The organism is Streptomyces sp. B21-083 (assembly GCF_036898825.1).
Classification (GTDB): domain Bacteria; phylum Actinomycetota; class Actinomycetes; order Streptomycetales; family Streptomycetaceae; genus Streptomyces.
The window spans coordinates 4,751,165-4,776,875 of sequence record NZ_JARUND010000001.1 but is presented as its reverse complement, the minus strand read 5'-3'; the positions used below and the strand labels follow the sequence as shown (position 1 = coordinate 4,776,875).

At 67.3% G+C, this 25,711-nt stretch carries 18 protein-coding genes; 15 read left to right on the top strand and 3 right to left on the bottom strand.

The features are described from left to right. The first annotated feature begins 97 nt into the window (after window positions 1-97). Window positions 98-382 (top strand): hypothetical protein, encoded by a 285-nt coding sequence (locus QA861_RS21460; protein WP_334589924.1) that lies wholly within the window; start codon window positions 98-100, stop codon window positions 380-382. Further along, window positions 364-777, top strand: a complete 414-nt coding sequence (locus QA861_RS21455; protein WP_334589923.1) for a DNA-binding protein — start codon at window positions 364-366, stop codon at window positions 775-777. Before QA861_RS21460 ends, QA861_RS21455 begins: the two co-directional genes overlap by 19 nt. A gap of 650 nt (window positions 778-1,427) precedes the next feature. Here the strand turns inward: QA861_RS21455 and QA861_RS21450 are convergent. Then, window positions 1,428-1,961 (bottom strand): TerD family protein, encoded by a 534-nt coding sequence (locus tag QA861_RS21450; protein ID WP_334589922.1) that lies wholly within the window; start codon window positions 1,959-1,961, stop codon window positions 1,428-1,430. Window positions 1,962-2,404: 443 nt separating this feature from the next. On the opposite strand from QA861_RS21450, the gene QA861_RS21445 reads away from it, so the two are divergent. The 4 genes from QA861_RS21445 to QA861_RS21430 all read left to right on the top strand — a co-directional run bounded on the left by QA861_RS21445 (window position 2,405) and on the right by QA861_RS21430 (window position 11,466). Next, complete coding sequence (locus QA861_RS21445) at window positions 2,405-2,896, top strand: hypothetical protein (RefSeq protein ID WP_334589921.1); 492 nt, start codon at window positions 2,405-2,407, stop codon at window positions 2,894-2,896. Window positions 2,897-2,972: 76 nt separating this feature from the next. Continuing rightward, entirely contained in the window at window positions 2,973-5,006 is a 2,034-nt protein-coding gene (locus QA861_RS21440; RefSeq protein ID WP_334589920.1) for a flotillin family protein, read from the top strand. Between the two features lie 77 nt (window positions 5,007-5,083). Beyond that, window positions 5,084-10,162, top strand: coding sequence for a DNA repair ATPase (locus tag QA861_RS21435; protein WP_334589919.1), 5,079 nt, complete (start codon window positions 5,084-5,086; stop codon window positions 10,160-10,162). Window positions 10,163-10,260: 98 nt separating this feature from the next. Continuing rightward, window positions 10,261-11,466 carry a lactonase family protein gene (locus tag QA861_RS21430; RefSeq protein ID WP_334589918.1) on the top strand — a complete coding sequence of 402 codons (1,206 nt, stop codon included), beginning with the start codon at window positions 10,261-10,263 and terminating at the stop codon, window positions 11,464-11,466. Window positions 11,467-11,655: 189 nt separating this feature from the next. Here QA861_RS21430 and QA861_RS21425 read toward each other — a convergent pair whose 3' ends face one another. Further along, window positions 11,656-12,903: a cation:proton antiporter gene (locus QA861_RS21425; RefSeq protein WP_334589917.1), complete on the bottom strand. Its 1,248-nt coding sequence runs from the start codon at window positions 12,901-12,903 to the stop codon at window positions 11,656-11,658. A gap of 295 nt (window positions 12,904-13,198) precedes the next feature. Here QA861_RS21425 and QA861_RS21420 point away from each other — a divergent pair, with 295 nt between their 5' ends. From QA861_RS21420 to QA861_RS21405, 4 genes are all read left to right on the top strand, one after another. After that, complete coding sequence (locus tag QA861_RS21420) at window positions 13,199-14,269, top strand: PucR family transcriptional regulator (protein ID WP_334589916.1); 1,071 nt, start codon at window positions 13,199-13,201, stop codon at window positions 14,267-14,269. A gap of 457 nt (window positions 14,270-14,726) precedes the next feature. After that, window positions 14,727-16,043 carry a Na+/H+ antiporter NhaA gene (nhaA, locus tag QA861_RS21415; protein WP_334589915.1) on the top strand — a complete coding sequence of 439 codons (1,317 nt, stop codon included), beginning with the start codon at window positions 14,727-14,729 and terminating at the stop codon, window positions 16,041-16,043. Beyond that, window positions 16,043-16,309, top strand: a complete 267-nt coding sequence (locus QA861_RS21410; RefSeq protein WP_334589914.1) for a hypothetical protein — start codon at window positions 16,043-16,045, stop codon at window positions 16,307-16,309. Before nhaA ends, QA861_RS21410 begins: the two co-directional genes overlap by 1 nt. Continuing rightward, window positions 16,309-16,869: a hypothetical protein gene (locus tag QA861_RS21405; protein WP_334589913.1), complete on the top strand. Its 561-nt coding sequence runs from the start codon at window positions 16,309-16,311 to the stop codon at window positions 16,867-16,869. Before QA861_RS21410 ends, QA861_RS21405 begins: the two co-directional genes overlap by 1 nt. A 207-nt stretch (window positions 16,870-17,076) precedes the next feature. Here QA861_RS21405 and QA861_RS21400 read toward each other — a convergent pair whose 3' ends face one another. Then, window positions 17,077-18,579: a SulP family inorganic anion transporter gene (locus QA861_RS21400; RefSeq protein WP_334589912.1), complete on the bottom strand. Its 1,503-nt coding sequence runs from the start codon at window positions 18,577-18,579 to the stop codon at window positions 17,077-17,079. 401 nt (window positions 18,580-18,980) lie between these two features. Here QA861_RS21400 and QA861_RS21395 point away from each other — a divergent pair, with 401 nt between their 5' ends. From QA861_RS21395 to QA861_RS21375, 5 genes are all read left to right on the top strand, one after another. Further along, window positions 18,981-19,394: a MerR family transcriptional regulator gene (locus QA861_RS21395; RefSeq protein WP_334589911.1), complete on the top strand. Its 414-nt coding sequence runs from the start codon at window positions 18,981-18,983 to the stop codon at window positions 19,392-19,394. A gap of 1,106 nt (window positions 19,395-20,500) precedes the next feature. After that, a complete protein-coding gene (locus tag QA861_RS21390) occupies window positions 20,501-21,349 on the top strand; it encodes a hypothetical protein (RefSeq protein WP_334589910.1) in 849 nt (282 codons plus the stop codon). Between the two features lie 682 nt (window positions 21,350-22,031). Further along, window positions 22,032-22,979 (top strand): restriction endonuclease, encoded by a 948-nt coding sequence (locus QA861_RS21385; protein WP_334589909.1) that lies wholly within the window; start codon window positions 22,032-22,034, stop codon window positions 22,977-22,979. Window positions 22,980-23,772: 793 nt separating this feature from the next. Continuing rightward, window positions 23,773-24,876: a GmrSD restriction endonuclease domain-containing protein gene (locus QA861_RS21380; RefSeq protein ID WP_334589908.1), complete on the top strand. Its 1,104-nt coding sequence runs from the start codon at window positions 23,773-23,775 to the stop codon at window positions 24,874-24,876. An 11-nt stretch (window positions 24,877-24,887) separates the two neighbouring features. Continuing rightward, window positions 24,888-25,529, top strand: a complete 642-nt coding sequence (locus QA861_RS21375; RefSeq protein WP_334589907.1) for an MAE_28990/MAE_18760 family HEPN-like nuclease — start codon at window positions 24,888-24,890, stop codon at window positions 25,527-25,529. The last annotated feature ends 182 nt before the right edge of the window (window positions 25,530-25,711 follow it).

Genomic DNA, 25,711 nt, shown 5'->3' with positions numbered 1-25,711 from the left:
ATGGAGTGGACTGTCCAGCGGCGTCCGGACATAACTGAACGTAGGTCGGATGGTGACACCCAGGCCGGATTCCTACTCCTTTGATAATCTCGATCGCATGAGTGAGATTCCGTACAGCGTCGGCGAAGGGCCAGCCACCAGGGTCAGCCTCTCCCTCCCCGAGGGGACAGCGGAGGCGATCCGCCGACGGGTCGGCAAGCGTGAGTTCTCCGCGTTCATCACCGAAGCAGTGGAGCGCGAACTGCGCGGTCAGATCCTGGATGAGTACCTGGCCGACTACGAACGCCGTCAGGGGCCGATCTCCGAGCACGAGCAGGAGCGGGCACGCCGGGTCTTCGACGAGGTGTTCGCCGAGGAGGGGCAGTGGCCCGCCGCAGGCTGAGTCACGAAGGCACCCTCGTTCTCGACTACGAGGGCCTGTCGAAGTTCGTCAGTGATCACGAGCCCGTGGTCGCCCTCATCGCCGAAGCCCGCAAGCGGGGCATGGAGGTGGTCATCAGCGCGCTCACCATCATCGAAGCGGTGCATAGCCGGACCGACAAGGCGCGGCTCGCCTGGGTCCTGTCCGGCGTGCGGATCGTGCACATCGGGGACGAGGAGGCGAAGGCCGCCTCAGTCATGCTGGTCAACGCCGGGCTGCATGGTCACAAATACGCCATCGACGCTGCCGTGGCCGAGATGGCGCTGCGTCAGCGGCGCCCGGTCGTCATGCTCACCTCGGACATCGACGACATGACGAAGCTCTGCGGCGACAGAGTGCGCCTCGTCGCCGTGTAGTCGATGCCCTAGACCCGAACACCAGGGCAGGAAGATCGGCCGGTACGTCCTTGTCCGAGCGCGGCGGGGCCGGTCGACCAGTCGGCCCACATGCGCCGCCGCTACCAGCACCTCACCAACCGCGTCCTCAGGGACACGGCCGACAGGGTCGGCGAACTGCTCTGGCCCCGCCCGGACCAGCAGCCTCCCGCCGCCTGATCTCGGCAACTGCAACCCAGAGTGCACCCCTCAACGAAGAAGGGCCCCACCGTGAGGTGGGGCCCTTCGACATCGTGCCCGGTGAGGCACTGGCGGAGGATACGAGATTCGAACTCGTGAGGGGTTGCCCCCAACACGCTTTCCAAGTCTTCGTCTGGGGGTTCGGTGGGGGACGGGGGTGTTCTGACCTGGGGTGGAGGCGATGGTGGTGACGCTTCCGGACGGCGCCGGACGGGGGCGAATGAGACCATAAGTGAGACCAAGGAGCCCAGAATTCTGCCTTGCTCGGGCTGGTTTCGGGGCATCCGAATGGCTCCGACGACCACCGCCCGAGTCGGACGAGTAACGCCAGGGCCGAGACTCTGACGCTTACGGAGTGCCTGCTCCTCCGGATCCAAGAACTCGGGAAGCCGGCACCGTGATCGGCCGTACGTTTTCCGTGCTGCCGGCGGTCAGCGCGGTTGGGCGCTGCCCATCTCCGCGGTGAAGACCACGGGATCGCTGTCGAACCCTCGGACCATCTCGTGAAACTCCCACGCTCCGGAGGTGCCGCGAGTGAACTCCGCGACGGTTGTGGCCGTGGATCCGGCGACCTGCGCGAAGTCGTCCTTCAGCAGATCCTGGTATCCCTCGACGACCAGCACTCCGGCATTCGACATGTCACCGAAGGTCATGGGGCCGCTGTTCTGGTGGATGGCCACGCCCACAACCACCCGCGCGAAGGAGGACGCGAGGCGATCAAGTTCCAGCGTCATCACTTCGACATAGCCGAACCCCTGACCGGTCTGGCTGTGCCGACTCATGTTGATGGTGCCGTCCGGTGAGCGGCTGTCGAAGTGGACGACGTACACCGGTCGCCCGTAGGGGGCGTCCGCCGAGTAAGTGGTGGCGATGATGTCGAGATGACGAGGTGGCTGATCCCAGGGACTCGGGTCCCACTTGAGCCGTACCTCGGCCTTCCCCACTGCCAGGCTGTCGCTGCTCACCGGATTACCGCCTCCCCCGTATCGAGTCGTCGGGGGATGGTCCCCGCATGGCCAAGTATGGCTGTTGGTGCCGCTGTTGGAGCAAAGACGCCGGCTCGCCCCGTCGGCCGGTGGGGGACATGTACTTCCGTGATCCTCATGTGTCCCGGCGTGGGTTCGCCAGGAAGACGCCGCCGGGGCGAGTGCGGTAAGTGGCCACCCGGCTGCCGTTGGCACCGGAGTGTGTGGTGAGCGGATGTTGAGGGTCACCGGCATGCAGGCCGTAGGAAAGACTGCCGGGAACCGGCAATGCGTAGGCGGGACTCGGCCTGGCAGCATTGACCGAGGGGGCCACGGCCGTTGGTTTCATTGCCGAGCATCGGCATGTGTCCGCAAGGGGCAGCAGGGGTCGTGTGCCGCCGGACCGGCTGATGCGCGCCGTGGGCGGAAGGGGGGACCGGGAGATGCGGACATTTTTGGCAGCGGCCACGGGCCTGCCCACGATTCTGCTGACCGCGGCCCTCGTCGTGGTCGTCTGCTTCTGGCTCCTGGCCGCCGTGGGCGTCGTCGGCGTCGGCAGTTTCGACACGGACGTGGACCTGCGGGCGTGGCGTATGAGCGGGGTGCCTGTGACGGTCGCCTTCTCGCTGATGACGGTGCTTGCCTGGTCCCTGAGCGTCGGAGCAGCCGTTGTACTGGCCGCGTTCGCGCCCCCGGCACTGGTCGCCGGGGTGCTGCGTCTGGTCGTGCCCGTGGGGGCGTTGTTCGTCGCCCGGGCTGTGACCTGCAGAATCGTACGGCCGTTGCACCGCCTCTTCCCGGACGAACCCGGACCGCCCGTGCTGAGCGAGGCTCGCATGGGCGTCACCGCCGCGCTGCCGCATGCCCGCAGCCGTGATCCCTACGGAGGCGTGCCGCGCGACGTCGCGCTCCCTTCCCGGGACCACGCCGCCTGAGCCGCGCTGCCGGGGGATCTCACCTCCGGCCTCTCCTCTTCACGCTCAACTCCCTTACGCCTGAAGGACGTATGCCATGACTGCCATGATCGTGGGCATCGGCGCGCTCGTAGCCGTCTGCCTGCTCGCCGTACTCGTCGTCTCCCTGCTGTTCCGCAAGGTGGAACAGGGCAAGGCGCTGATCGTCTCCAAGCTGCGGAAGGTCGATGTGACCTTCACCGGGCAGGTCGTGCTGCCGGTGCTGCACAAGGCCGAGGTGATGGACATCTCGGTGAAGACCATCGAGATCACCCGGGCCGGCAAGGACGGGCTGATCTGCCAGGACAACATCCGCGCCGACATCCGGATCTCGTTCTTCGTGAAGGTCAGCAAGAACGCCGAGGACGTCATCAAGGTCGCCCAGGCCGTCGGCACCGCACGGGCCAGCGACCGGAACACGCTGCAGGAGCTGTTCCACGCGAAGTTCTCCGAGGCGCTGAAGACCGTCGGCAAGCAGTTGGACTTCACCGACCTGTACACCAAGCGTGAGGAGTTGCGGTACCGGATCATCGAGGTCATCGGCGTCGACCTGAACGGTTACCACCTGGAGGACGCGGCGATCGACTACCTGGAGCAGACGCCGCTGACCCAGCTCGACCCGGCGAACGTCCTGGACGCCCAGGGCATCCGCAAGATCACCGAGCTGACGGCGATCGAGCACGTGCGCACCAACGAGGCGCAGCGCACCGAGGAGAAGGAGATCACCCGGCAGAACGTCGACGCCCGTGAGGCCATCCTGGAGCTGGAGCGCCGGCAGGCCGACGCCGAGATCAAGCAGCGGCGGGAGATCGACACGGTGCGGGCCCGTGAGGAGGCCGAGACGGCGCGGGTGGTGGAGGAGGAGCGGCTTCGCTCGCAGGGCGCTTTCCTGAAGACCGAGGAACAGCTCGGCATTCAGCGGGAGAACCAGGCCCGGGAGGTCGCCGTCGCGCAGAAGAACCGCGAGCGGGTGATCGCCATCGAGAACGAGCGCATCGAGAAGGACCGCCTCCTCGAAGTCATCGCACGCGAGCGGGAGACCGAGCTGACCCGGATCTCCGCCTCGAAGGAGATAGAGGCGGAGAAGCGGGAGATCGCCGAGGTCGTCCGGGAGCGGGTGGCGGTGGACCGCACGGTCGCCGAGCAGGAGGAGTCCATCAAGAAGCTGCGCGCGGTGGAGGAGGCGGAGCGGCAGCGGCAGACCGTCGTCATCCTCGCCGAGGCCGAGGCACAGGAGCAGCTCGTCAAGGACATCAAGGCCGCGGAGGCCGCCGAGCAGGCCGCCGTGCACCGCGCCGCCGAGGAAATCACCTTCGCCGAAGCCCGGTTGAAGTCGGCGGACCTCGACGCGCAGGCCAAGCTGCGGCTCGCCGAGGGTGTGCAGGCGGAGGCCGCCGCCCAGGGGCTGGCCGCTGTACAGGTCCGTGACAAGGAGGCCGAGGTGACCGAGAAGGCCGGCCGCGCGGAGGCCGCGGCCACCGAGGCGCGGATGCGGGCCGAGGCGGAAGGCACCAGGGCGAGGGCGCTCGCGGAGGCCGAGGGCATCGGCGGGAAGCTCAAGGCGGAGGCGGCCGGTCTGACCGAGAAGGCGGCGGCGATGGCCGTCCTGGACGAGGCGTCCCGAGGCCACGAGGAGTACCGGCTGCGGTTGGAGGCGGAGAAGGAGATCCGGCTCGCCGGGCTCGACATGCAGAAGCACGTCGCCGAGGCGCAGGCCACGGTCCTCGCCACGGGACTGGAGAACGCCGACATCAACATCGTCGGCGGGGAGTCCGTCTTCTTCGACCGGCTCGTCAACTCGATCGCGCTCGGCAAGAGCGTCGACGGGTTCGTCCAGCACTCCGAGACGGCACAGGCCCTCGCGGGGCCCTGGCTGAACGGCTCGTCGAGCTTCACCGACGACCTCAGCCGCGTCCTCGGCTCGGTCTCCACGGCCGATGTGCAGAACCTGACCGTCTCCGCGCTGTTGATGAAGCTGATGAAGACGGGCGGAGCCGATTCCGGCGCTCTGGAACAGCTGCTCGGCAAGGCCGGCGAACTGGGTGTCGCCGACACCTCGCTCGCGGCCCTGAACGGCAGCGCCAAGGTCTGACAGGCCGCGGTCCCGGAGCTGCCGCACAGGGGACGGCAGCTCCGGACCGCTTTTTCCGACTCTCCGAGAGGGACCCCATGACCACCGGCCTGGACACCGGCACGTACGAAGTACTGCGCGACCGCCTGACCGCGCAGGCCGCCGAACTCGCCCGCCGCGCGGAGGCGTTGAACACCCGCCGCACCGAGGAGTTCGGTTCCACACGGCTCGAACTCGTCGGCACCGAGCGGCTGCGCACCGAGCACACCTGCGTGCCCCGCGACATCGTCGCCGTCGGCGACGTCCTGCTCTTCGGCCACAACGTCTTCCTCGGGCGGGGGCCCGAGACGACCGTCGGCGACGTCTTCGCGCTGCACGACCGCGACCTGAACAGGCTGCCCGACGACGCCGTGCCCGGCCTGCTCGATGATCCTGCCTTCGTCCGTGAGTTCGCAGCCCTCTACCGCTACTACCGGCAGGCACATCTCCTTCAACTGCGCCGTACGGACGGCAAGTTGCTGGCCGTCTTCCAGACCGGCGAGAAGGCTGGCGATCTCCGCGTCCTGCACTGGGCACTGACCGACGACGGGCAGGCCGCCTTCCTGGAGGCGGGGGCAGACCGCGGCGGGCATCTCAACGCATTCCCTCCCTCCCACGACTTCGAGTGGACCGGGGCGACCCGCGAGAACCACGTCCTGGGCCGCCACCCGCACGTCTCCATCGAGGGCGAGGTCTTCGTCGACACGCTCGGAGGGACGCTCACGGTCAAGGTGGAGGACAACACCGAGACGGGTGAGGGCATTTACGCCGAGCCCGTCGACGAGCCGCTGCAGTCCCTCGCGGACGCGGACATCGCGTACGCGCGCGTGGGCGCTCTGATCCTTCTGGACGTCCTTCCGTACAACGAGGACGTCCGCCGCTACCTGGTGTTCAACACCCTCACCAGGACGGTCGTCCGTCTCGACGGCATCGGCCGGGCCTGCCGCCGTCTGCCCGAGGACCAGGGCATCGTCTTTCCCGGCGGTTACTGCCTGACCACGGGCACCCACAAGACGTTCGACGGCATCGACACGGCGGACCTGGAGTTCGAGCGGGAGGTGCGCTCCCCGAACGGTGAGGACGTCCTGTTCGCCTTCCACGCGCGCGTGGAAGGCCGCAGCCTCCTGCTGCCCTACAACATGATCCGCAAGGAGGTCGTCACCCCGCTCTCCTGCCACGGCTGGGCGCTGCTCGACGACGGCTCCTTTGTCGTGCTGCGTGCCGACAGTCACGAAGCGCAGCGTGTGCACCCCGTCCAGCGGTGGAACTCCCCGTACTTCTCCGACGTCCACGCCGCCTCCCAGCCGGTCGGCACCGGCCCGCTGACCCGTATCGGCAACGCCGACCTCGTGCGCGGCATCTCCGACTGCCTGTCCATCACGCGTGCTGTGGTCGAGACGACCCCGACGAACGAGGTCTACGAGGCGCTGGCCGCCGCGTGCGTTAGGGCCGCCGACTCCCACCATTGGCTGGGCGAGCCCGAACTCGGCGATCTGCTGGGCCCGTTGGAGCAGGTGCGCACGACGGCCGAGCAGGTGCTGGCCGAGTTCGAAACCGTCCAGGCCCTTACCCGCCGGGCTGCCGACGCGCTCGCCGACGCTGCGGCGCGCGTCGCCACGGTCGTACGACGGCTGCGCGGCGCGGCCCCGCGCAGCGCCGCCGCCTGGGTCACCGGCCTGACCGAACTCCACCGCGCCCAGGGCCACTTGCTCACCCTCAAGGACATGCGGTACGGCGACGACGCCCGCCTCGACGACCTCGCCGCCGATGTCGAGGCCGACCTCGTCGCCTTCGGCCGGCGCGCGGTCGCCCACCTCGCCCGTGAGGACGCCTTCGCCGGCCACCAGGCCGACATCGAGCAACTCGTCACGGACGCCGAGGCGATCGCCACCGTCGCCGAAGCCGCGTCCGTCACCGCCCGACTCGACGAACTCGCCGACGGTCTGCGCACGGTCACCGAGGTCGTCGCCGGACTCGACATCGGCGACGCCACCGTCCGTACGTCCATCCTGGCGCGCGTCGCCGAAGTCCTCGGCGGCGTCAACCGCGCCCGCGCCACCCTGGACGGCCGCCGCCGCACACTCCTCGACCGCGAGGGACGCGCCGGTTTCGCCGCCGAGTTCGCGCTGCTCGGGCAGACGGTCACCGGTGCGCTCGCGGCCGCGAACAGCCCCGAGGCGTGCGATGACCAACTCGCCCGTGTGCTGGTCCAATTGGAGAACCTGGAGTCCCGGTTCGCGGAGTTCGACGACTTCCTCCGCGAGCTCGCCGACAAGCGTGACGAGGTACAGGAGGCGTTCTCCGCCCGCAAGCAGACCCTCGCCGACGCCCGCGCCCGCCGCGCGGAACGCCTCGCAGACTCGGCGACCCGCGTCCTGGCCACGGTCACCCGCCGGGCCGCCACACTGGCCGACGCGGACGCCGTCGCCACGTACTTCATTGGCGACCCGATGCCCGCCAAGGTCCGCCGTATCATCGGCGACCTGCGTGAACTCGGTGACCAGGTCAGGGCGGAGGAACTGGACGGCCGCCTCAGGTCCGCCCGCCAGGAGGCCCTGCGCGCTCTGCGTGACCGCACCGACCTGTACACCGACGACGGACGCACCCTGCGCCTGGGCACCCATCGCTTCGCGGTCAACACCCAGCCCCTCGACCTGACCCTGGTCCCGCACGGCGACACCCTCGCCTTCGCCCTGACCGGCACGGACTACCGCTCGCCGGTCACGGACCCCGACTTCGCCGCCACCCGCCCGTACTGGGACCGTCCGCTGCCCTCGGAGTCCCCTGAGGTCTACCGCGCCGAGTACCTCGCCGCCCGCCTGCTGGCCGAACACGGCCCGGCGGCCCTGGCCGAGGCCGACCTGCCCGCACTCGTGCGGCAGGCGGCGGAGGCGGCGTACGACGAGAGCCACGAGCGCGGAATCCACGACCACGACGCGATCCTGATCCTCACGGTGCTCCTGCGCCTGCACGACACCGCGGGCCCGCTGCGGCACGAACCCGCCGCCCGCGCCGCCGCCCAGCTGTTCTGGGCACACGGCACGACAGCCGACGAGCGCGCGGCGTGGACACGCCGGGCCGTATCCCTGGCACGCGCCCGGGACACCTTCGGGCTCACCCCGGCGATCGCGGACTTCGAGCGGGAACTGTCGGAAGCGATCGACGCCCGGGCCGGGACGCGCACCGCGACGCCGGGCTTCGTCGCCGCTGCCGAGGGGGTGCGACAGAAGGAGCGGGGCAGCGGAATCGGCGTGGCCGCCGGCCCAGCCACGGCCGACGGCACGCCGGTCGGACGCGCGGGCCGCGCGCTCCCCGGCGAGGGCCGCTCGGGCGCCGCGCGTGACGCACACACCGCGCGAGCCGACCGGGACGTTGTCGCCGCCTACCTCTTCGAGGAACTCACCACCGGCCCCGACGGCCTCGTCATCAGCGCCGCCACCCGCACGCTCCTCGACAAGTTCCGCCGTACGGTGGGCAGTTCCGCATACGACGACGACCTCGCCGCGCTCGACGACCTCGCCGCCCGCAGGCAACTCGTCGAGGCATGGCTGACGTCGTACACCGCCGCCACCGGCACGGACGCCACCCCCGGCGACCTGGCCGAAGCGGTGACCGCCGAGCTCTGCCCCGACCTGCCCCGCTACGAGTCCGACGCGCCGCTCACCGAGACCGTCGAAGGGCTGCTCGGCACCCACCCGCGCATCAGCGGCCGTACCCTCGTTGTCCGCGTCGACGAATTCCTGGCCCGCACAAGGGCGTTTTGCTCCCACGAGGTCCCCGCCCACCGCGCGTACCAGCGTCGCCGTACGGCACTGGTGGCCGCCGAGCGCACCCGTCTGCGCCTGGACGAGTACCGGCCGCGCGTGATGTCGGCGTTCGTGCGCGGCAAGCTCATCGACGAGGTGTACCTCCCCCTGGTCGGCGACAGCCTCGCCAAGCAACTCGGCACCACGGGCGAGTCCAAGCGCACCGACACCGGCGGCCTGCTCCTGCTCATCTCCCCGCCCGGCTACGGCAAGACGACCCTCATGGAGTACGTGGCAGACCGCCTCGGCCTGATCCTGGTGAAGATCAACGGCCCGGCGCTCGGGCACGCGGTGACGTCCCTGGACCCTGCCGAGGCCCCGAACGTGACCGCCCGCCAGGAGGTCGAGAAGATCAACTTCGCGCTGGAGGCGGGCAACAACACCCTGCTCTACCTCGACGACATCCAGCACACCTCGCCCGAGCTGCTGCAGAAGTTCATCCCGCTGTGCGACGCCACCCGCCGTATCGAGGGAGTACGGGACGGCGAACCACGCTCGTACGACCTGCGCGGCAAGCGCTTCGCCGTCTGCATGGCCGGCAACCCCTACACCGAGTCCGGCAGCCGCTTCCGCGTCCCCGACATGCTCGCCAATCGCGCCGACGTCTGGAACCTCGGCGACGTCCTCACCGGCAAGGAGCGCGCCTTCGGACTCAGCTTCATCGAGAACGCGCTGACGGCCAACCCGGTCCTCGCCCCGCTCGCCGGCCGCGACCGCACGGACCTCGACCTGCTGATCCGCCTTGCCGAGGGCGACACGGCGGCCCGAGCCGACCGGCTGACCCACCCGTACGCGCCCGCCGAGCTGGAGCGCGTCCTGGCCCTACTGCGGCACTTGCTGACGGCTCGCGCAACAGTTCTGGCGGTGAACGCCGCGTACATCGCCTCGGCCGCCCAGTCCGACGCCACCCGCACCGAGCCGCCCTTCCAGCTCCAGGGCTCCTACCGCAACATGAACAAGATGGCCCAGCGCATCCAGCCGGTCATGAACGACACCGAACTGGCCGCGCTGATCGACGACCACTACACGGCCGAGGCCCAGACCCTCACGACCGGGGCCGAGGCCAACCTGCTGAAGCTGGCCGAGCTGTGCGGCACACTGACAGACGAACAGGCGACTCGCTGGGCCGGGTTGAAGGCGGCGTACGTGCGCTCCCGGACGCTGGGCGGACCGGACGACGACCCCCTCACCCGCGCCGTGGCCACCCTCGGGCTACTCGCCGACCGGATCGCCGCCGTGGAGACGGCGATCAACCGCGCTACCGACCCACGCCACCCCGTGACCAACCCCGTGGCCCGCCACGCGGCAGGGGCAGACCTTACGAGACTCTGACACGGTGGTGAATCCCCCGCGGCCCGCCCATCCCACAGGCAACTCTGGTGCTGCGCGCCGCCGTCCCGTGGTGGCGGCCGAGGTCCGAGGAGCAACGCATGAGCAGGCACACCAGGCGCAGGTCGTCGCTACAGGTCCGGCTGTCCGTTGCCGGAGCCGGGATCCTTGCCGTGGTGGCGGCCGCCACCACGGTGAACTTCGCCTCCGCCGGGGAAACGCATCGGTCCGGGTCCACGGCCAAGGCCGGCCACGCGGTCTTCGTGCAGGGCAATGAACTCGTCGGCAGCACGATCCACGTATTCGAGCGCGGTGACGACGGTGCGCTGAGTGCCGCGGGCCGCTACGCGACCGGCGGCAAAGGAGGGGACCAGGTCGACGCGCCCACCGATTCGCTCGCGTCCCAGGGCTCCCTCGTCTACGACGACCGGTCGGGCTCACTGCTGGCGGTCAACGCGGGCAGCGGCACCGTGACCTCGTTCCGGGTCCAGGGGCGAAAGCTGACGAGTCGCCAAGTCATTTCCTCCGGCGGGGACTTCCCCGCGTCGGTCGCGGTCTCCGGCAGCCTGGCGTACGTCATGAACGCGGGCGGGAAAGGCAGCATCCAGGGATTCCGGATCACCGCGAAGGGCCTGGTGCCGCTGAGCGGTTCACATCGCTCGCTGGGGCTGGACAACAAGAAGGTGCCGTTGTTCAGCAGTTCGCCCGGTCAGGTCGCGTTCACGCCGGACGGCCGTGCTCTGGTCGTCACCACCAAGTCGGCGAACACCGTCGAGGTCTTCCCGATGCGGCACGACGGACGTCCCGCCCATCAGCCGGTGGTCAACGACTCGGCCGGTGGCGTGCCGTTCGCGATCACCTTCGACAAGGGCGGCCGGATGCTGGTGGCCGAGGCCGAGAAATCGACGGTCACCACGTACAAGGTGCGCGCCGACGGAACCCTCAAGGTCGTCCAGCAGCCGCTGGCCAACGGTCAGAACACACTGTGCTGGCTGGAGCGGGCCGGCGACTTCTTCTACGGGGGCAACACCGGCAACTCCACGGTCACCGGCTACCGCACGGACCGGCACGGAAAGCTCGCGCTCACCAACGATGTAGGCATCGCCACCCCGCCCTCGGCCATGTCCCAGGGCGTCATCGACCTGGCGGTGACCCGGGACGGGAAATTCCTGTACGTGCAGAACGCCGTCTCCGGCACGGTCGACGGCTTCCGCGTCGGCAGGAACGGCTCGCTCACCAAGATCGCCACCGTCACAGGGCTGCCCGCCTTCGCCGAGTCCGGCATGGAGGGCATCGTCGCGGTGTAAGGGAATGCGGCCACCGCGGCCCGACGCCCCGGACGTCCTTGTCCGGGGCGTCACGCGTGTGAGCGTCCGTGCTGACCGGCATCCGAGGCAGGCCGAAGTGTCGTCTGCGAGGTCGGGCCGTACCCGCCCCTGTTGGGACCGGTCAGCGGCGGCGCCGACAAGGACGGCCGGGCGCACGGCTCGGCCAGGTCATCCGCGTGCGTCTGCCGGGGTCTCCTCGGACGGTGACTGTGCGTCGGTGTCCTGGCGTCCGGCCGGGATTCCGGCGATGTCGTCGACGCGGAAGAGGCGGGCGATGGGTACGTCGGTGGAGCTGTGGGCGATGATCGAGAAGGCGATGCACACGGCGATGAGCGCGAATGCCTCCTCGCCCTGCGGGATCCCGGCCTGCAGTACCAGCAGCCCGTACACCACGGACGCGAAGCCCTTGGGACCGAACCAGGCCGCGACCAGCTTCTCCTGCCGGGTGAACCGGGTGCCGAGCAGGGACAGCAGTAGCGAGGCCGGCCGGATCAGCACGATCGCGAGGACGACCGCGACGTAGCCGCCGAAGGACAGGTCTCCGAACAGTTGCGGGGTGAGCAGTGCGCCGAAGACCAGCAGGGCCGCGAACTTGGCCAGCTCCGCCAGCGCCTCGCCGAGCGGTTCGAACGCCTCCTTCGCCTCCAGGGAGCGGGCGGTGAGCACCGCTCCGGCTGAGAACGCGGCGAGGTAGGGATTGGCGTGCGTGAGGTGGCAGAGGGCGTACAGGATCACACCGATGGCCAGCGGCAGCAGCGGCTGCAGCTTCGGCTCGGCGCCCAGCAGCCGGAACCGTACGAGTTCGACCACTACGAACGGCAGGACGACACCGAAGACCAAACCCAGGACCAGCTCCAGTGCGATCGTCCCCAAGGACGCCTCGGCGTGCCCGGAGGTCGGTCCGGCGGCGGCGATCAGGATGAGCACGACCGGCAGGGCGAGCCCGTCGTTGATGCCGCTCTCCACGTTCAGCAACTGCCGCAGCTTCGACGGGACTTCCTTGCGCCCGACGATCGCGGAGGCGAACACGGGGTCGGTGGGCGCCAGCACGGCGCCGACGAGGAAGGACGTCGTCCAGTCCAGGCCCACCAGGTAGTGCGTGATCAGCGTCATGCCGACGAACGCGAGCGGCATGCCGAGTCCGAGGGCGCGGGCCGGGTTGCGCCAGTTGGTGCGCAGCTTGGGGAAGGAGACGTGCATGCCGTCGGTGAACAGCACCGCGAACAGCGCCAGATCGGCCGTCACGGACACGATCTCACTGTCCGGCGTGATGTGGATCAGCCCGAGGAACCCGTCACTGACGAGCGCGCCACCGAGGAGGAAGAGCAACGACGTCGACAGAACGGTCCGGGCGGCAAGCCCTGACAGCAGCACCGCGATCAGCAGCGCCACCCCGAACACCACGACAAGCATCATGACCTTGAATCTTCGATCGGCGAAGAGAGTTGTCCCCAAACCGCCGACCAGGCTTCCCGGCACACCGCAGGGAACCTTACGCGTCCTTCACGCGGCATTGACAGGTTCTTGGCGCGCATTCTGGAACTCCGTACATTGCCGGATTCCGACATGGTGTGCAGCCCCGCGGCGTGCTTCACCGCATTTCGTCGTCTGAAACTGCCGAAGGCAGGCAACGATCTCGGTGATGCAGGGCCAGTTCTTCCGGGCATGCGCTAAAAAGACGTCAAGGCGCGTCCAATTCAGGGGGAACAACATGGCGGGGCGGGACATGTCCGATGAGCACGGGGAGTACCTGCGGGGTTATGCCCGCATCCTCGCGGACGCCTCGGCGACCGGCCGCCGACTGTCCCGGGACGAACTCGATTCCCGCCGTGCACTGGGCAAGCAGGCCGCGGAGGCGGGCCTCGGGCTGCGTGTCCTGGTGGGCACCCACATGGCAGCCACCCGGGCGTACTGGCCGACCCAGAACGGCGCGTCCGTGGACAACGTGCTGGCCGCCGTGGCCCAGGCTGTCGACGCGTTCGCCGAGGGCTACGAGCAGGCGCAGAGAATCGCCGTACGCCAGGAGGAGGCAGGCCGCCGGGAGTTCATCGACGACCTGCTGTACGGCCGCAGCGACCTGGGCCGACTCGCCCAGCGCGCGGAACGCTACGGACTACGCCTGTCGTACGAACACGCCGTCGCCGTGGCACGCGGCACGGTCGCGTACGAAGAGGGAGACACGGTTCTCCGGGAGGTCGAGCATGCGCTGATCGGCCGGTTCGGCGACCGCAGCATCCTGCTCACCACCAAGGACGGACGGCTGGTCTGCGTCGCTCCGGGGGACCAGAGCGAGGTTCTCACGTACTTCGCCAAACACGCGGTCGTTGCCACTGGCGGCGGACAGGTGGGGATCGGCCGCCCGCAGCCCGGCGCGGCCGGGGTCGTCCAGTCCTACGAGGAGGCCCTCAACGCCCTCGACCTCGCCGACCGGCTGGAGCTCGACGAACCCGTGCTGCGCTCGGCGGACCTTCTCGTCTACCCCGTCCTCACCCGCGACCGGCAGGCCATGGCCGATCTGGTCGAAAGCGCCCTCGGCTCGCTGCGCGGAGCCCGCGGTGGCGCGCAGCCGCTCCTGGATACCCTCACCGTGTACTTCGACTCCGGCTGCGTGTCCGCGGAGGCGGCGCGGCGGCTGTCGCTGAGTGTGCGGGCCTTCACCTACCGTCTGGAACGCATTCATCAGCTCACCGGTGCGGACCCGTCCGACCCGGTGCACCGCTACACGTTGCAGACCGCGGTGATCGGGGCCCGGCTGCTGGACTGGCCTACGAAACCCTTCTGAAGGTCGTGCACGAGGTGGATCTCCACAGGGGCTCTGTGGTGTGTGTTCTTCCTTGCGGCGGTTGGCGCATTGCAGTCGCCGGTCCGCTGCGCGGGGGCGGGTTGGCGCCACTGTGCTGTCGGCCGCGAGGTGGTTGATGACGAGGTAGTGGTGGACGGCGGCGGCGAGCAGGACGATGCCCACGCGGATGCTGAGACCGCCGCGCGTGGCAGCCGGGAAGGTGTTCGTGGAGTTCGAGCCGGCGGAGGCGTGTGGCCCGAACCTGACAGGGCCGGGTGGTCACAGCGCCGCAGGCTGTCGGGCTTGGGCGTCCGCAGGGTGGGGGAGACAGCGGGGTTCGGGCTGGATAGAGTGCAAAGAACGCGTCAAAAACTGGCGCGGGGTGTGCCGGGAAGTCTGGTCGGCGTCCGTGGGGCCGTGTGCCCTTTTCCGCCGACGCCCCGGAGGACACCCCGCCGTGTCTGATGTTCGCTCGCGTTCCTACTTCCTGGGCCTGCTTCCGCTTCCGGAGCGTCAGGCCATCGCCCGTGCACTGCGTACCGAGACCGTCGGTGGCCTGGTTCTCCTCGCTGCCGCGGTGGTGGCGCTGGCGTGGGCGAACAGCCCGTGGAGCGGGGCCTACGAGGGCATACGGGATTTCCACTTCGGAGTGTCGGCTCTCGGCTTGGACCTGTCGGTGGGGCACTGGACGGCGGACGGGCTGCTCGCGGTGTTCTTCCTGGTCGCCGGGATCGAGCTCAAGCGTGAACTGGTCGTCGGCGAGCTGCGTACCCCCGCGACGGCGGCGCTGCCGGTGATTGCCGCGATGTGCGGAATGGCCGTGCCGGCCGCTCTGTATGCCGTGACCGCCTCGGCGGGCGGCGGGAACCTGGACGGGTGGGCGGTGCCGATGGCCACCGACATCGCGTTCGCCCTCGCCGTGCTCGCGGTCCTGTCCACCCACCTGCCGGCCGCGCTGCGCGCGTTCCTGCTGACCCTCGCGGTCGTCGACGACCTCGGCGCCATCCTGATCATCGCGGTGTTCTTCACCTCCGACCTGAACCTGTGGGCGCTGGCCGGGGCGTTCGCCGGACTCGTCGTCTTCTACCTGCTCCAACGGGCGCGGGTACGTGGCTGGTGGTGGTACGTCCCCCTCGGCGTCACGGTCTGGGCGCTGATGTACAACGGCGGCATCCACGCGACGGTCGCCGGGGTCGCGATGGGGCTGATCCTGCGCACCACCCCCGACGCAGGCGAGACGAAGTCCCCGGCCGCCCGGGTCGCGTACCTGGTGCACCCGGTCTCGGCCGGGGTCGCGGTGCCGCTGTTCGCGCTGTTCGCCGCCGGAGTGAGCATCACCGGCGCAGCTCTGGGCGAGGTCTTCACCAGCCCCGAGCCCCTCGGCGTCGTCATCGGTCTGATCGCCGGCAAGACCGTGGGCATCTTCGCCGGGACGTACCTGGCCGCCCGCTTCACCCGCGCCCGCCTCAACCCGGACCTGGCCTGGGCCGACGTGCTGGGCCTGTCGGTGCTGGCGGGAATCGGGTTCACCGTGGCGCTGCTGATCGGCGAACTCGCCTTCACCGGCACGGCGGTCGGGGAGCACATCAAGGCGGCGGTCCTGATCGCCTCCGTGCTCGCCGCGATGCTCGCTGCCGCCCTGCTACGCCGCCGGAACACGATCTACCGGCGTCTGTACGAGGCGGAGAACCTCGACGCCGACGCGGACGGCATCCCCGACATCTACCAGCGGGCCCAGTCGGCCGACGCCGGGCCGGACAGGCAGGACACCTGATGGACGGCGGTGGCGAGGCATCGCTGCTGGCGCCCGTGATCATCGTCGCGGTTCTTGGCATCCGCACCGCGTTCACCGAGATCCGGCACCCAGGCAGCGCCCGCCGCCAAAGGGCCTTCACGACCAGCCGGCGGGCGATGGCAGCCGCAGGCGTGGTCGCGGTGAGCATGACGGCCATCGGCTGGAGCCAGGCCGGATGGGCCGCCGTCGCCTGGGCCCTCCTCGCTGGCGCCCTGACCGCATCCCTGATCGGCAAGGACATCTGATGACCCCTCACCGCAGCAGCACCCAGGAGCAACGCATATCTGAACGTCGCATCGGGAGCGCGCTGGCGGCCGTCGGAGCGCCGCTCACCCTGGCCGGGGCGTTGATGTACGTCCTGCCCGGCCCCGGATTCCCCGTCCTGGTCATCGGCCTGGCCCTGCTGATCACCGGCCTGGTCATGGTCGCCGCCGGCAACCTGCGACGCCCCACCCGCGTATCGGAACTCCGGTTCCGCCAACAACCGGAAAGGGATGACGGCGATGCCCTGGCAGTCGCTCGCCCCGGCAGTCTCCACTCTCCCGAGCTCCGGCGCCGGCCGGTGAAGCAGGTTCCGCAGTGGTGGGCGGAGATCAGATCCGTCACCGCGTGGTGGATCACGGTCACTCTCCTGCTGTGGCTGTTGGGCATGGCACTCGGGCAGCCGGTGCGCCTTGCCGGGTGTGCCGCATCGGCCGCCGTTCTGGTCGCGATCGGAGAGACCGGAGACTGGCTGCGGCGCCGCTGGGCCTCACACCGCGGCGGTGGGCGGCGGGGCCCCGGGCCGGACGGGGGTGAGGGTTGAGCTTGTGTCCACGGCCCCGCTCGCGTCTACGGGGAGGTGGCGTGCGCTGAGGGACTGCTCGGGGTGGTTCTTGTGCTGCTGGAGGGCGCCGAAGTCGGCGGGGGCTGCTGCGATGGCTTCGGGATACGCCACGCCTGTCCCCGAACAGCGTAGGACCCCGACGAAGCCGGCGTCCTACGTGTTTTACGGGGCTGGGGCTGGGCCGGGTCAGTGGCTGGTGAGTTCGCCGGTGAGCTTGCCGTGGAGGTCGGCGCTGGGGCTGTTCAGCCCGATGATCTCCACGGTCTTGCCACGCTGGGCGTATTTGGTCTCGATCGCGTCGAGGGCGGCGACCGAGGAGGCGTCCCAGATGTGGGCGGCGGACAGGTCGATGACGACCCTGTCCGGGTCGGTGGCGTAGTTGAACTGGCCGACGAGGTCGTTGGAGGAGGCGAAGAACAGCTCACCGGTTACGGAGTACACCACCGTGCTGCCGTCGGGGTCGGTGACGGCGGTGACGTTGGCGAGGTGGGCGACACGCTTGGCGAAGATGACCATCGCGGTGATGGAGCCGACGACGACGCCGATGGCGAGGTTGGAGGTGGCGACCACACAGATCACGGTGATGACCATGACGGCGATCTCCCCGGTGGGCATCCGCCGAAGTGTCTTGGGTGCGATGGAGTGCCAGTCGAACGTCGCGAACGACACCATCACCATGACGGCGACCAGGGCGGCCATGGGGATGTCGGACACGACCGATCCGAAGGCGATGCACAGCACCATCAGGAACGAGCCGGCGAGGAAGGTGGAGAGGCGGGTGCGGGCGCCGGACACCTTCACGTTGATCATCGTCTGGCCGATCATGGCGCAGCCGCCCATGCCGCCGAAGAAGCCGGTGACGATGTTGGCGATGCCCTGGCCGATGGACTCGCGGGTCTTGGAGGAGTGGGTGTCGGTGATCTCGTCGACGAGCTTCGCGGTCATCAGCGACTCCATGAGTCCGACCAGGGCCATCGCGAACGCGTACGGGGCGATGGTGGTCAGGGTGTCCATGGTGAACGGCACGTCCGGCAGGCCCGGCACCGGCAGCGAGGACGGCAGGGCGCCCTTGTCGCCCACGGTCGGCACGGCGATCCCGGCGGCGACGGTGATGACGGTGAGGATGACGATGGACACCAGTGGCGCCGGGATCACGGTAGTGACCTTCGGGAAGAACACCATGAGGGCCAGACCGGCCGCGATCAGCGGATACACGGCCCAGGGCACGTCGTGCATCTCGGGGACCTGGGCCATGAAGATCAGGATGGCGAGGGCGTTGACGAAGCCGACCATCACCGAGCGCGGAACGAACCTCATCAGCTTGGCGACCCCCAGCGCGCCGAGCGCGACCTGGATGACACCGGCGAGGATGACGGCGGCGACCAGGTAGCCGAAGCCGTGCTCACGGTTGAGCGGTGCGATCACGAGCGCGACGGCGCCGGTCGCCGCCGAGATCATCGCGCGCCGGCCGCCGACGATCGAGATGGTCACGGCCATGGTGAACGAGGCGAACAGACCGACCGCGGGGTCGACACCGGCGATGATCGAGAACGAGATCGCCTCCGGGATCAGCGCCAGGGCGACGACCAGGCCGGCCAGCACCTCGGTACGCCAGACCTTCGGGTCGTTCAGCCAGTCGGGGCGCAGACCGCGCAGCCGCGCGTCGGGAGTCAGTACGGAAGAAGACAAGGAGATGCGTACCTGTCGTGCTCGGGCACCCCACTGGCGGGCCGGGGCGTGCGGGAGAACGCGGAGGAACCGGGCCGGCACCCCGCGGACGGCCCGCGAGGAGCGGACCGGAAGTCGAAGAAGCGACGGAGCCGGGGCCTGCGCGTAGGCGCGGCCGGGTGGCTCACATCGGGGAGCGAAGAGTCACGGTGGGCAGGCGGCGGCGATGGGCGTCGTGGGCTCGCGCACGCTCTCTCCTGCAAGAATCGGATCTTCGCCGGGGGCGCCATCGGCCCCGGAACGGCAGTCGCGGGGCAGCCGGGCCGCCTCGCAAAAGCAACTCTACCCTAACGTTAGAGTAGAGGGCGGCGGCATCGCACGGGACGCGGTCCCGGCAGGACGAGAAGGGCCAGGACACGGGCGTGGACGACAATCACATGCAGATCGGCGAAGTCGCCGCGCGGACGGAGCTGTCCCTGCGCACCATCCGGCACTACGAGGAAACCGGCCTGGTCATCCCCTCCGCCCGCTCCCAGGGCGGCTTCCGCCTCTACACCGAGGCGGACGTCGTCCGGCTCATGGTGATCCGCCGTATGAAGCCGCTCGGCTTCACCCTCGACCAGATGCGCGACCTCCTGGACGCCACCGACCGCCTTGACAGCGACGACCCCCTGGACGCCGCCGAGCGGGACGTCCTGCTGGGCCGTGTCCGCGTCTACGAACAGGCCGCGACCGAGCAGGTGGACAAGCTCCGCGTCCAGCTGTCCCGCGCCGAGGACTTCGCCGCCACCCTCCGCACGCGCCTGGACCAGAACACCTCTGCCGCCCCTTCCTGACCCGCGCGATCCACGATGCCCGGCCCATGCCCGGCGGTGTGTCCGGCCAGCCGTGCGCGGGCCTACCCCGGCCTTGGGAAGCATCGGCACAGCCATCGGCGTCGAGAGTGATCATCGGGTTCAGTCGCGCATCTCCGCGTTCGGGCGAGGCTGGGCCCGGACCAACTGCTCCGACCGCGGCGCCGCAGGCAAGGCGGCCCTGGACGAGGCCAACCCGTGCATCGGCAATCAGCACAGCCACGCCGTGCCCACCGGGGTACTCGACGCCGCCGCACTCACCGGTCTGCTGGTAGGCCGCCTCGGACTGACTGACGCGCGTGGCGGGCGTCTGGGCGCGGGTCGTGCCACCGCGCACCACCGAAGCCGCCGAGGAGGAGTGACCGGGGGGGTGAACCAGATCACTGTCCGCCGAGGTCCAGCCCAGTCCGATCACTGCAACTGAGACCAAAACTGAGACCACACACGACGAAGGGCCCCACCGCAAGCGGTGAGGCCCTTCGACATCGTGCCCGGTGAGGCACTGGCGGAGGATACGAGATTCGAACTCGTGAGGGGTTGCCCCCAACACGCTTTCCAACTGTGGTGGTGGTCCGGGCAGCATCGAACAGGGCCGTTCACCTGCGTTCATAGGCGGCCGGTCGCCGGAGCGGCTACTGCCGTGGGTCTCGTCTGAACGGCCGTGAACGGCGCTGAATGAGACGGAAACTGAGACGGCCCTAGCTGTGCTGACCTGGAGCGCTGGCACCCACCACCGGGCCTCGATCACGCTGCTCCATGACGTCGTTCAGAGTAAGTCCGACGGCGGAGGCGTGGTGGAGAGCACCTGGGTAACGACCTCTTCGCCTCACCCGCGGAACTCAGGGAACAAAGACAAGTCCGCAGCATGCCGCCCGCTAGTCGAGCTCGCTCCTGGGCGATGGTCAGTTCCCGAACGCCCCGCAAGTCGGCCCAGGTAACGGTGTCGTCGTAACTTGTCATCGTTACGTAGGCATCCTATGAGACATAATTTAGGCATCGTATGGCACCCGCTGAAGCGACAAGTCGAGGCCACCAGTGGTGTCGATTCAAACCGGCCGTGGACATTAAGTCCGTGCCATGCTGGCTGCATGACGACCACTCACCACGGCATCAACTCGCCTCCGGTGCAAGGGGCGACGCCCCTCGGGCAACCCGAGACCATAAAGCTCATCCTTGATCGTTCTCAGCGCCCAACACGTACGGTGCCGATCCGCCGCGCCTTCCTCCAGAGGGACGTGGGTAAAGGAAGGACGAAGGCACCAGGAGCTCTGGCTGATCTGGTGCGCCGCTCCGCTAAACGCCCCTTAGACCTCTATCTGCTGCTCAGCGCCGTGACCAGCGGCGGGGACTTCTCTGTCACCGAGTGGTCCACGACGTGGTCCAGGTCGGTGGGCATCTTCGATGAGACGGCAGGAACGGCCGCGGTGTCTCGTGCCTGGAGAGTCCTTAAGGAGTTAAGACTCATCACCCGAGCTCGTGGCGAGGGGGGCAAGTCAACCATCACGAAGCTACACGAGGACGGCTCCGGTCGGCGGTACACGCCCCCGGGGGAAGGTTTGGGGGACCCCTACTTCCAGCTGACGTATGAGTACTGGGACAAGGGCTGGCACAATGCCCTTTCCCTTCCCGGCAAGGCAATGCTCCTGATCGCCTCGAACCAGCGGAAGCTTGAGTTCACTCTGCCTCAGGAGCGGATACCAGACTGGTACGGCATTTCTGCCGACAGCGCGGGCAAGGGCATCCGTGAGTTGTCGAAGCACGGCATCCTCGTCCAGGTCGATGAGGAGTGGTTCGACACCCTCAAGACTCGATCAGGCCGGGGATTGCGCCCCGTTTACAGCTTGTTGCCGCCCTTCACCCCTCGCGCCCTCGGAGGGGCGACGCCTGACCAAGGGACTACCCCTGTGCTTTTGGCGGGCAACGTTTCGAAGAATTGAGGGGTCGCACCACTCCGCATGTGGTTGGCGCCGTGGCGGAGCGGTGCGACTTCACCAGCACATATCACTGGATTCCGGAGCACCTCTTGAAGCACTCCATCGGACTCCCCTCCACGGAGAGCCCTACCCCACACTCTACGACCCTGTGGCGCCGCCGTAGTCGCCGCTACTTGCGCATCATTTTCATGAACGCCTTGAAAGGTGCTGGGTACACACTCGGCGGCGCGGCCGTTACCTGGCTGATCTGGTGGGTCCAGACAGGCTGACACGGCAACGCGAGCGCTGGCTGCCTTGAGGCGTACAGGGTCGAGGCGGTTCCGTCCGTTCGTGATCTTGCGACAAACAACCCCCGGGGCCATGGCCTGGGGGTTCGTATTGAGCGGATGACGAGAGTCGAGCGCTGACCTGCGCGAAGAGTCGCGGTGCGACCTCGTCGAGCTTGGCTGCATCTACCATGATTCCCCGCTGGTTCCCTCTCGTTCTGGTGCGCTTGTGGTGTGGTGTCCAGGGATCGAACACTTCTGCTGCCCAACATCGGCCTAGATCATCGGTGCGTCGGTGGGGGATGGATGGGGTGGTCCATCGATCCCTCTGGGATCAAGTCCTGTCATACCGGCTGGTCATCGGCTGATCGCACGGTACCGTGATAGGTCGGTCATCGTGCGTAAGGAGGAGGGGGACGGTGCCGCAGCCTCAAAACCGTAGTAAGGCCATCCGCCCGGCCGCATACACAGCGCTAGTCGAGGCGCTGACCACGATCTACTGGAACAAAGACCCTTTTGAGCTGTACGTCCGAGCAATGTTGAAGGACCACAGCGAGCTTCTGGCACAGATGAGCTTCCAGTCGTCCACAAAACGGGAAGTATCCGGCCAGTTGGTACACCTGCTGCAAGCCAATGAAGCCCGTTACCTAGACCTGACGGTCGCACTCATGCTCGACATCGCCGACATGGAGACCTTCCCTAACCTGACTTCCCAGCAGGATGGCGAAGAGAAGGTAGCCAAGGCGACGGCGGCCGTAGCGGAGTTGAGGCGTTGGACTGCGAAGCAGCGTGAGGTCATCGCGGAGCATGAGGCACACGCGGTCGCCATCGCGGAGAGCGCCAAGCAGGCCCAGGACGGCCGGGCGTTTGCCCAGGCGCACGAGGAGCTGAAGCAACGGTTCATCGTGATGCACTCGGCTACCAACCCGCAGCAGCGGGGGAGGGACTTCGAGGGATTCATCAACGAGCTGTTCGCCCTGTACGACCTGGAGCCGCGGGCGGCATACAGCTTGGGCCATGAGCAGATCGATGGTGCGTTCTCTTTCGACACCGACCACTACGTCCTCGAAGCCAAGTGGTGGAAAGAGGCCATCGGCCGCCGGGAGCTGGACGTCTTCAAGAGCAACATCGAGCGCAAGGGCAAGAACACTCTCGGCCTCTACATCAGCATGAGCAACTTCACCTCGGACGCCCTGGCGGTCTACAGCCTCAGCACGCCGTTCATCACGATGGATGGGGGCGACTTCATGGCTGTGCTCGACCAACGCATCCGCTTGGACGAGCTGATGCGCCGCAAGAAGCGGCACGCGAGCGAGACAGGACACTGCTTCCTACCCGTCTCCAAGATCTTTTCTGAGTCGGACTGAGTACTCTGCTTCTCGCCGGGCCGGACGGCACAGGAGCAGGCTGCAGCACGGCCTGGCCCGCCGCCGGCCTATGACTTGTAGCCCAGTGTCGATTACCCAAGCCACATGGACGGTTTGGGTCAAAATCTTCGCGCAACTCTCTGGGCTCTTCTCCACTTCCAAGGTTCGGATGATGCGGGACAGCGAAGCGACGCCTCCTTGGACGGCAAGCGAGGGCCCGCTACCACAGCTTTAGAGGAGACGTTCTGCTGACCTATGGCTTCGATACCTGGTGAGGCGGCCAGAAACTCTACTGGGGGACACCCCCGTTGACCGTGGGCTGACCCCTGCGTCTGCTGGCACGGTTATGTACGAACCTTAAACGAAGACAGTCAGCCACGATGACGGGTGCGTCGACCGATCAGGCGCGCGTGTGCCTCGCTGCACCCCCACCAGCCTCAGCCACGCTACTGGTGTGTGTCGTCGACCGGACCAGGTCACGACGGCTGGTCCGTGACGACAGCTTCCGTGCCCTCAGCTTGGGAAGCTGCGATCATTCGGGGCTGGTTCGGGCGCGGACTTGGACGAACGGTTGGGCGTCGGCCTCGTGCGTGGCGCCTGCTCTCCCCATGACTCCACGTTGTTCCCCGCTCGATCTGCCGAGCTCGTGGTGCGACCTGCTATCAGTAGGCCCGTGTTCGTCGGTGAGGTACGAGGGGAGCCGACACGCGCCGCCCTGCAACGTGTCAAGACTCCTGGGTGATGTTCGAGAAGAACCGCAGACTCTGGAACCTCTGAATGCTAGCATCGCAGAATGACGCTGGAATCCGAACTCGAACTTTATCGGCAGCGAATCACTACCGATTCGTACCCCATGTCAATTAGTGAGATCGCAAATCTTTATCGCGACGGGGAAATGGATATTCATCCGGAATTTCAGCGTATCTTCCGGTGGTCCGGTGCTCAGAGGACCAAGCTGATTGAAAGCATCCTACTCGGAATCCCTTTGCCAAGTATATTTGTGGCCCAAAACGAGGACGGAGTTTGGGATGTAGTGGACGGCGTGCAGAGGCTGTCCACGATTTTCCAGTTCATGGGGATTCTTCGCGATGACCAAGGCGAACTCATCGAACCATTTATGTGCGAAACTGCGCCATTCTTGACCAGCCTTGAAGGAGTGGCGTATGAACTCTTCGAGGGGGCGGAGAAGGCGCTAACGCGCGCTCAACAGCTCGATTTTAAGAGGTCGCGCGTTGATGTGAAAATCATTAAGCGCGAGAGCGATAATCGAGCCAAGTATGACCTTTTCCAGCGTCTAAATTCTTACGGCAGTATCGCGACTCCACAAGAACTCCGAAACTGCCTGCTCGTGAGTCTCAGTAAAACCCACTTCGAGTGGCTCCAGGATGTAGCATCATCGAAGGACTTCCAGGCCGTCTTGAATCTCCCGGAGCGACTCATTAAAGAGCAGTATCACCTTGAGCTCGCTCTCCGATTTATTTCGTTGCGATTGTTGCCTGAGGATAAAATCTCCAGTATCGGAAACATCGGAGAATTTCTTTCAGCGGAAACCCTGTCCCTCGTTGAAAAGGGGTATCCTGAGCTGCGGTCGGAAAAAGAAGCTTTCGATCTTTGTTTCAGAGCGTTGAACGATTCCCTGGGGGGCGACGCGATGCGCAAGCTGAACCCCGTCACTGGTCGTACCGAAGGCGCTTTTTCCTCTACGGCATTCGAAGTGCTTTCCCTCGGCTTGGGCCACTATGCTCCTGAGCGTGTACCTGGGGAGAGCGAGGTAAAGCGGGCTCGCGAGGAACTCTGGAATGACCCGGCATTCGCCCCTGGACACGCAACTGGGCAACGAGCAGACCAGCGAATGAAGAGGACAATTCCTTACGGACGCCAGCTTTTTTCTGTCTGACTGGGGGGCTCGTGGATCCGACGCGATTCATTGAGAGTATCGACCGTCAGTTGGCTCGAAGAAAAGTCGAACTCTCAAATTTGAGTATGATGGTTTCGGAGCAGAACCCCGACCCTCACCGGCTAAGCTGTATTGCGAGATCTTCTGTAGTCCTCGCCTACGCCCACTGGGAAGGTTTCGTGAAAGGTGGCAGTAGTGCCTACGTGAACTTCATTAACAAGGCAACTATCAAAGTCGCTGACCTCAAGTTTCCTTTCCAGGCCGCTTACGTACTGTCAACTTTCAAGAGGGCCTCAGGTAGTGTAAAAGTAAGGTACCTTGGTGAGCTTCTCCAGGAGATTGATGCTCGTCGCACCGAAGTTTTTGCGGTCTCGCCGGATAAGTGTATAGACACTGAGAGTAACCTCTCCTCTAGCGTCTTCAAAGAGATTGTTCAGGCTGTCGGGTTGGATATCCTTCCTCTCTATGAAACCCGCAGCGTATTCATTGATCAACGAATTGTTTTGGCGCGGAATCAGGTTGCTCATGGGGAACTGGTCAGCTTCGATGCGGCAGACGTAAGGGATCGCATCGATGGTGTTCGGCTTCTTATAGATACCTATGCGGACCAGTTGAAAAATGCGGCTTCGGCGAGTGCGTATCTGAAAATTTGATTCCTGCGCCACGGGGAGCGCGGCGACAGGATCGCTGAACCGACTGCCCCGGCTACGGTGTACCTCCTCTCTGGCATCAGGCGGCTGACTGCTATGCGCGCGGCACGGGTGCCGGCCGGGCTGGAGCGGGGCGGAGACAGGAGCGCAGGCCCGGCCGGGGGCCGGGCCGCGCGCGGGGAGCG

Bases quoted from the DNA above. Each gene is read 5' to 3' on its own strand.
- QA861_RS21460 (WP_334589924.1), top strand. From the start codon at position 98: ATGAGTGAGATTCCGTACAGCGTCGGCGAAGGGCCAGCCACCAGGGTC.
- QA861_RS21445 (WP_334589921.1), top strand. From the start codon at position 2,405: ATGCGGACATTTTTGGCAGCGGCCACGGGCCTGCCCACGATTCTGCTG.
- QA861_RS21440 (WP_334589920.1), top strand. From the start codon at position 2,973: ATGACTGCCATGATCGTGGGCATCGGCGCGCTCGTAGCCGTCTGCCTG.
- QA861_RS21435 (WP_334589919.1), top strand. From the start codon at position 5,084: ATGACCACCGGCCTGGACACCGGCACGTACGAAGTACTGCGCGACCGC.
- QA861_RS21430 (WP_334589918.1), top strand. From the start codon at position 10,261: ATGAGCAGGCACACCAGGCGCAGGTCGTCGCTACAGGTCCGGCTGTCC.
- QA861_RS21425 (WP_334589917.1), bottom strand. From the start codon at position 12,903: ATGATGCTTGTCGTGGTGTTCGGGGTGGCGCTGCTGATCGCGGTGCTG.
- QA861_RS21420 (WP_334589916.1), top strand. From the start codon at position 13,199: ATGGCGGGGCGGGACATGTCCGATGAGCACGGGGAGTACCTGCGGGGT.
- QA861_RS21410 (WP_334589914.1), top strand. From the start codon at position 16,043: ATGGACGGCGGTGGCGAGGCATCGCTGCTGGCGCCCGTGATCATCGTC.
- QA861_RS21405 (WP_334589913.1), top strand. From the start codon at position 16,309: ATGACCCCTCACCGCAGCAGCACCCAGGAGCAACGCATATCTGAACGT.
- QA861_RS21390 (WP_334589910.1), top strand. From the start codon at position 20,501: ATGACGACCACTCACCACGGCATCAACTCGCCTCCGGTGCAAGGGGCG.
- QA861_RS21380 (WP_334589908.1), top strand. From the start codon at position 23,773: ATGACGCTGGAATCCGAACTCGAACTTTATCGGCAGCGAATCACTACC.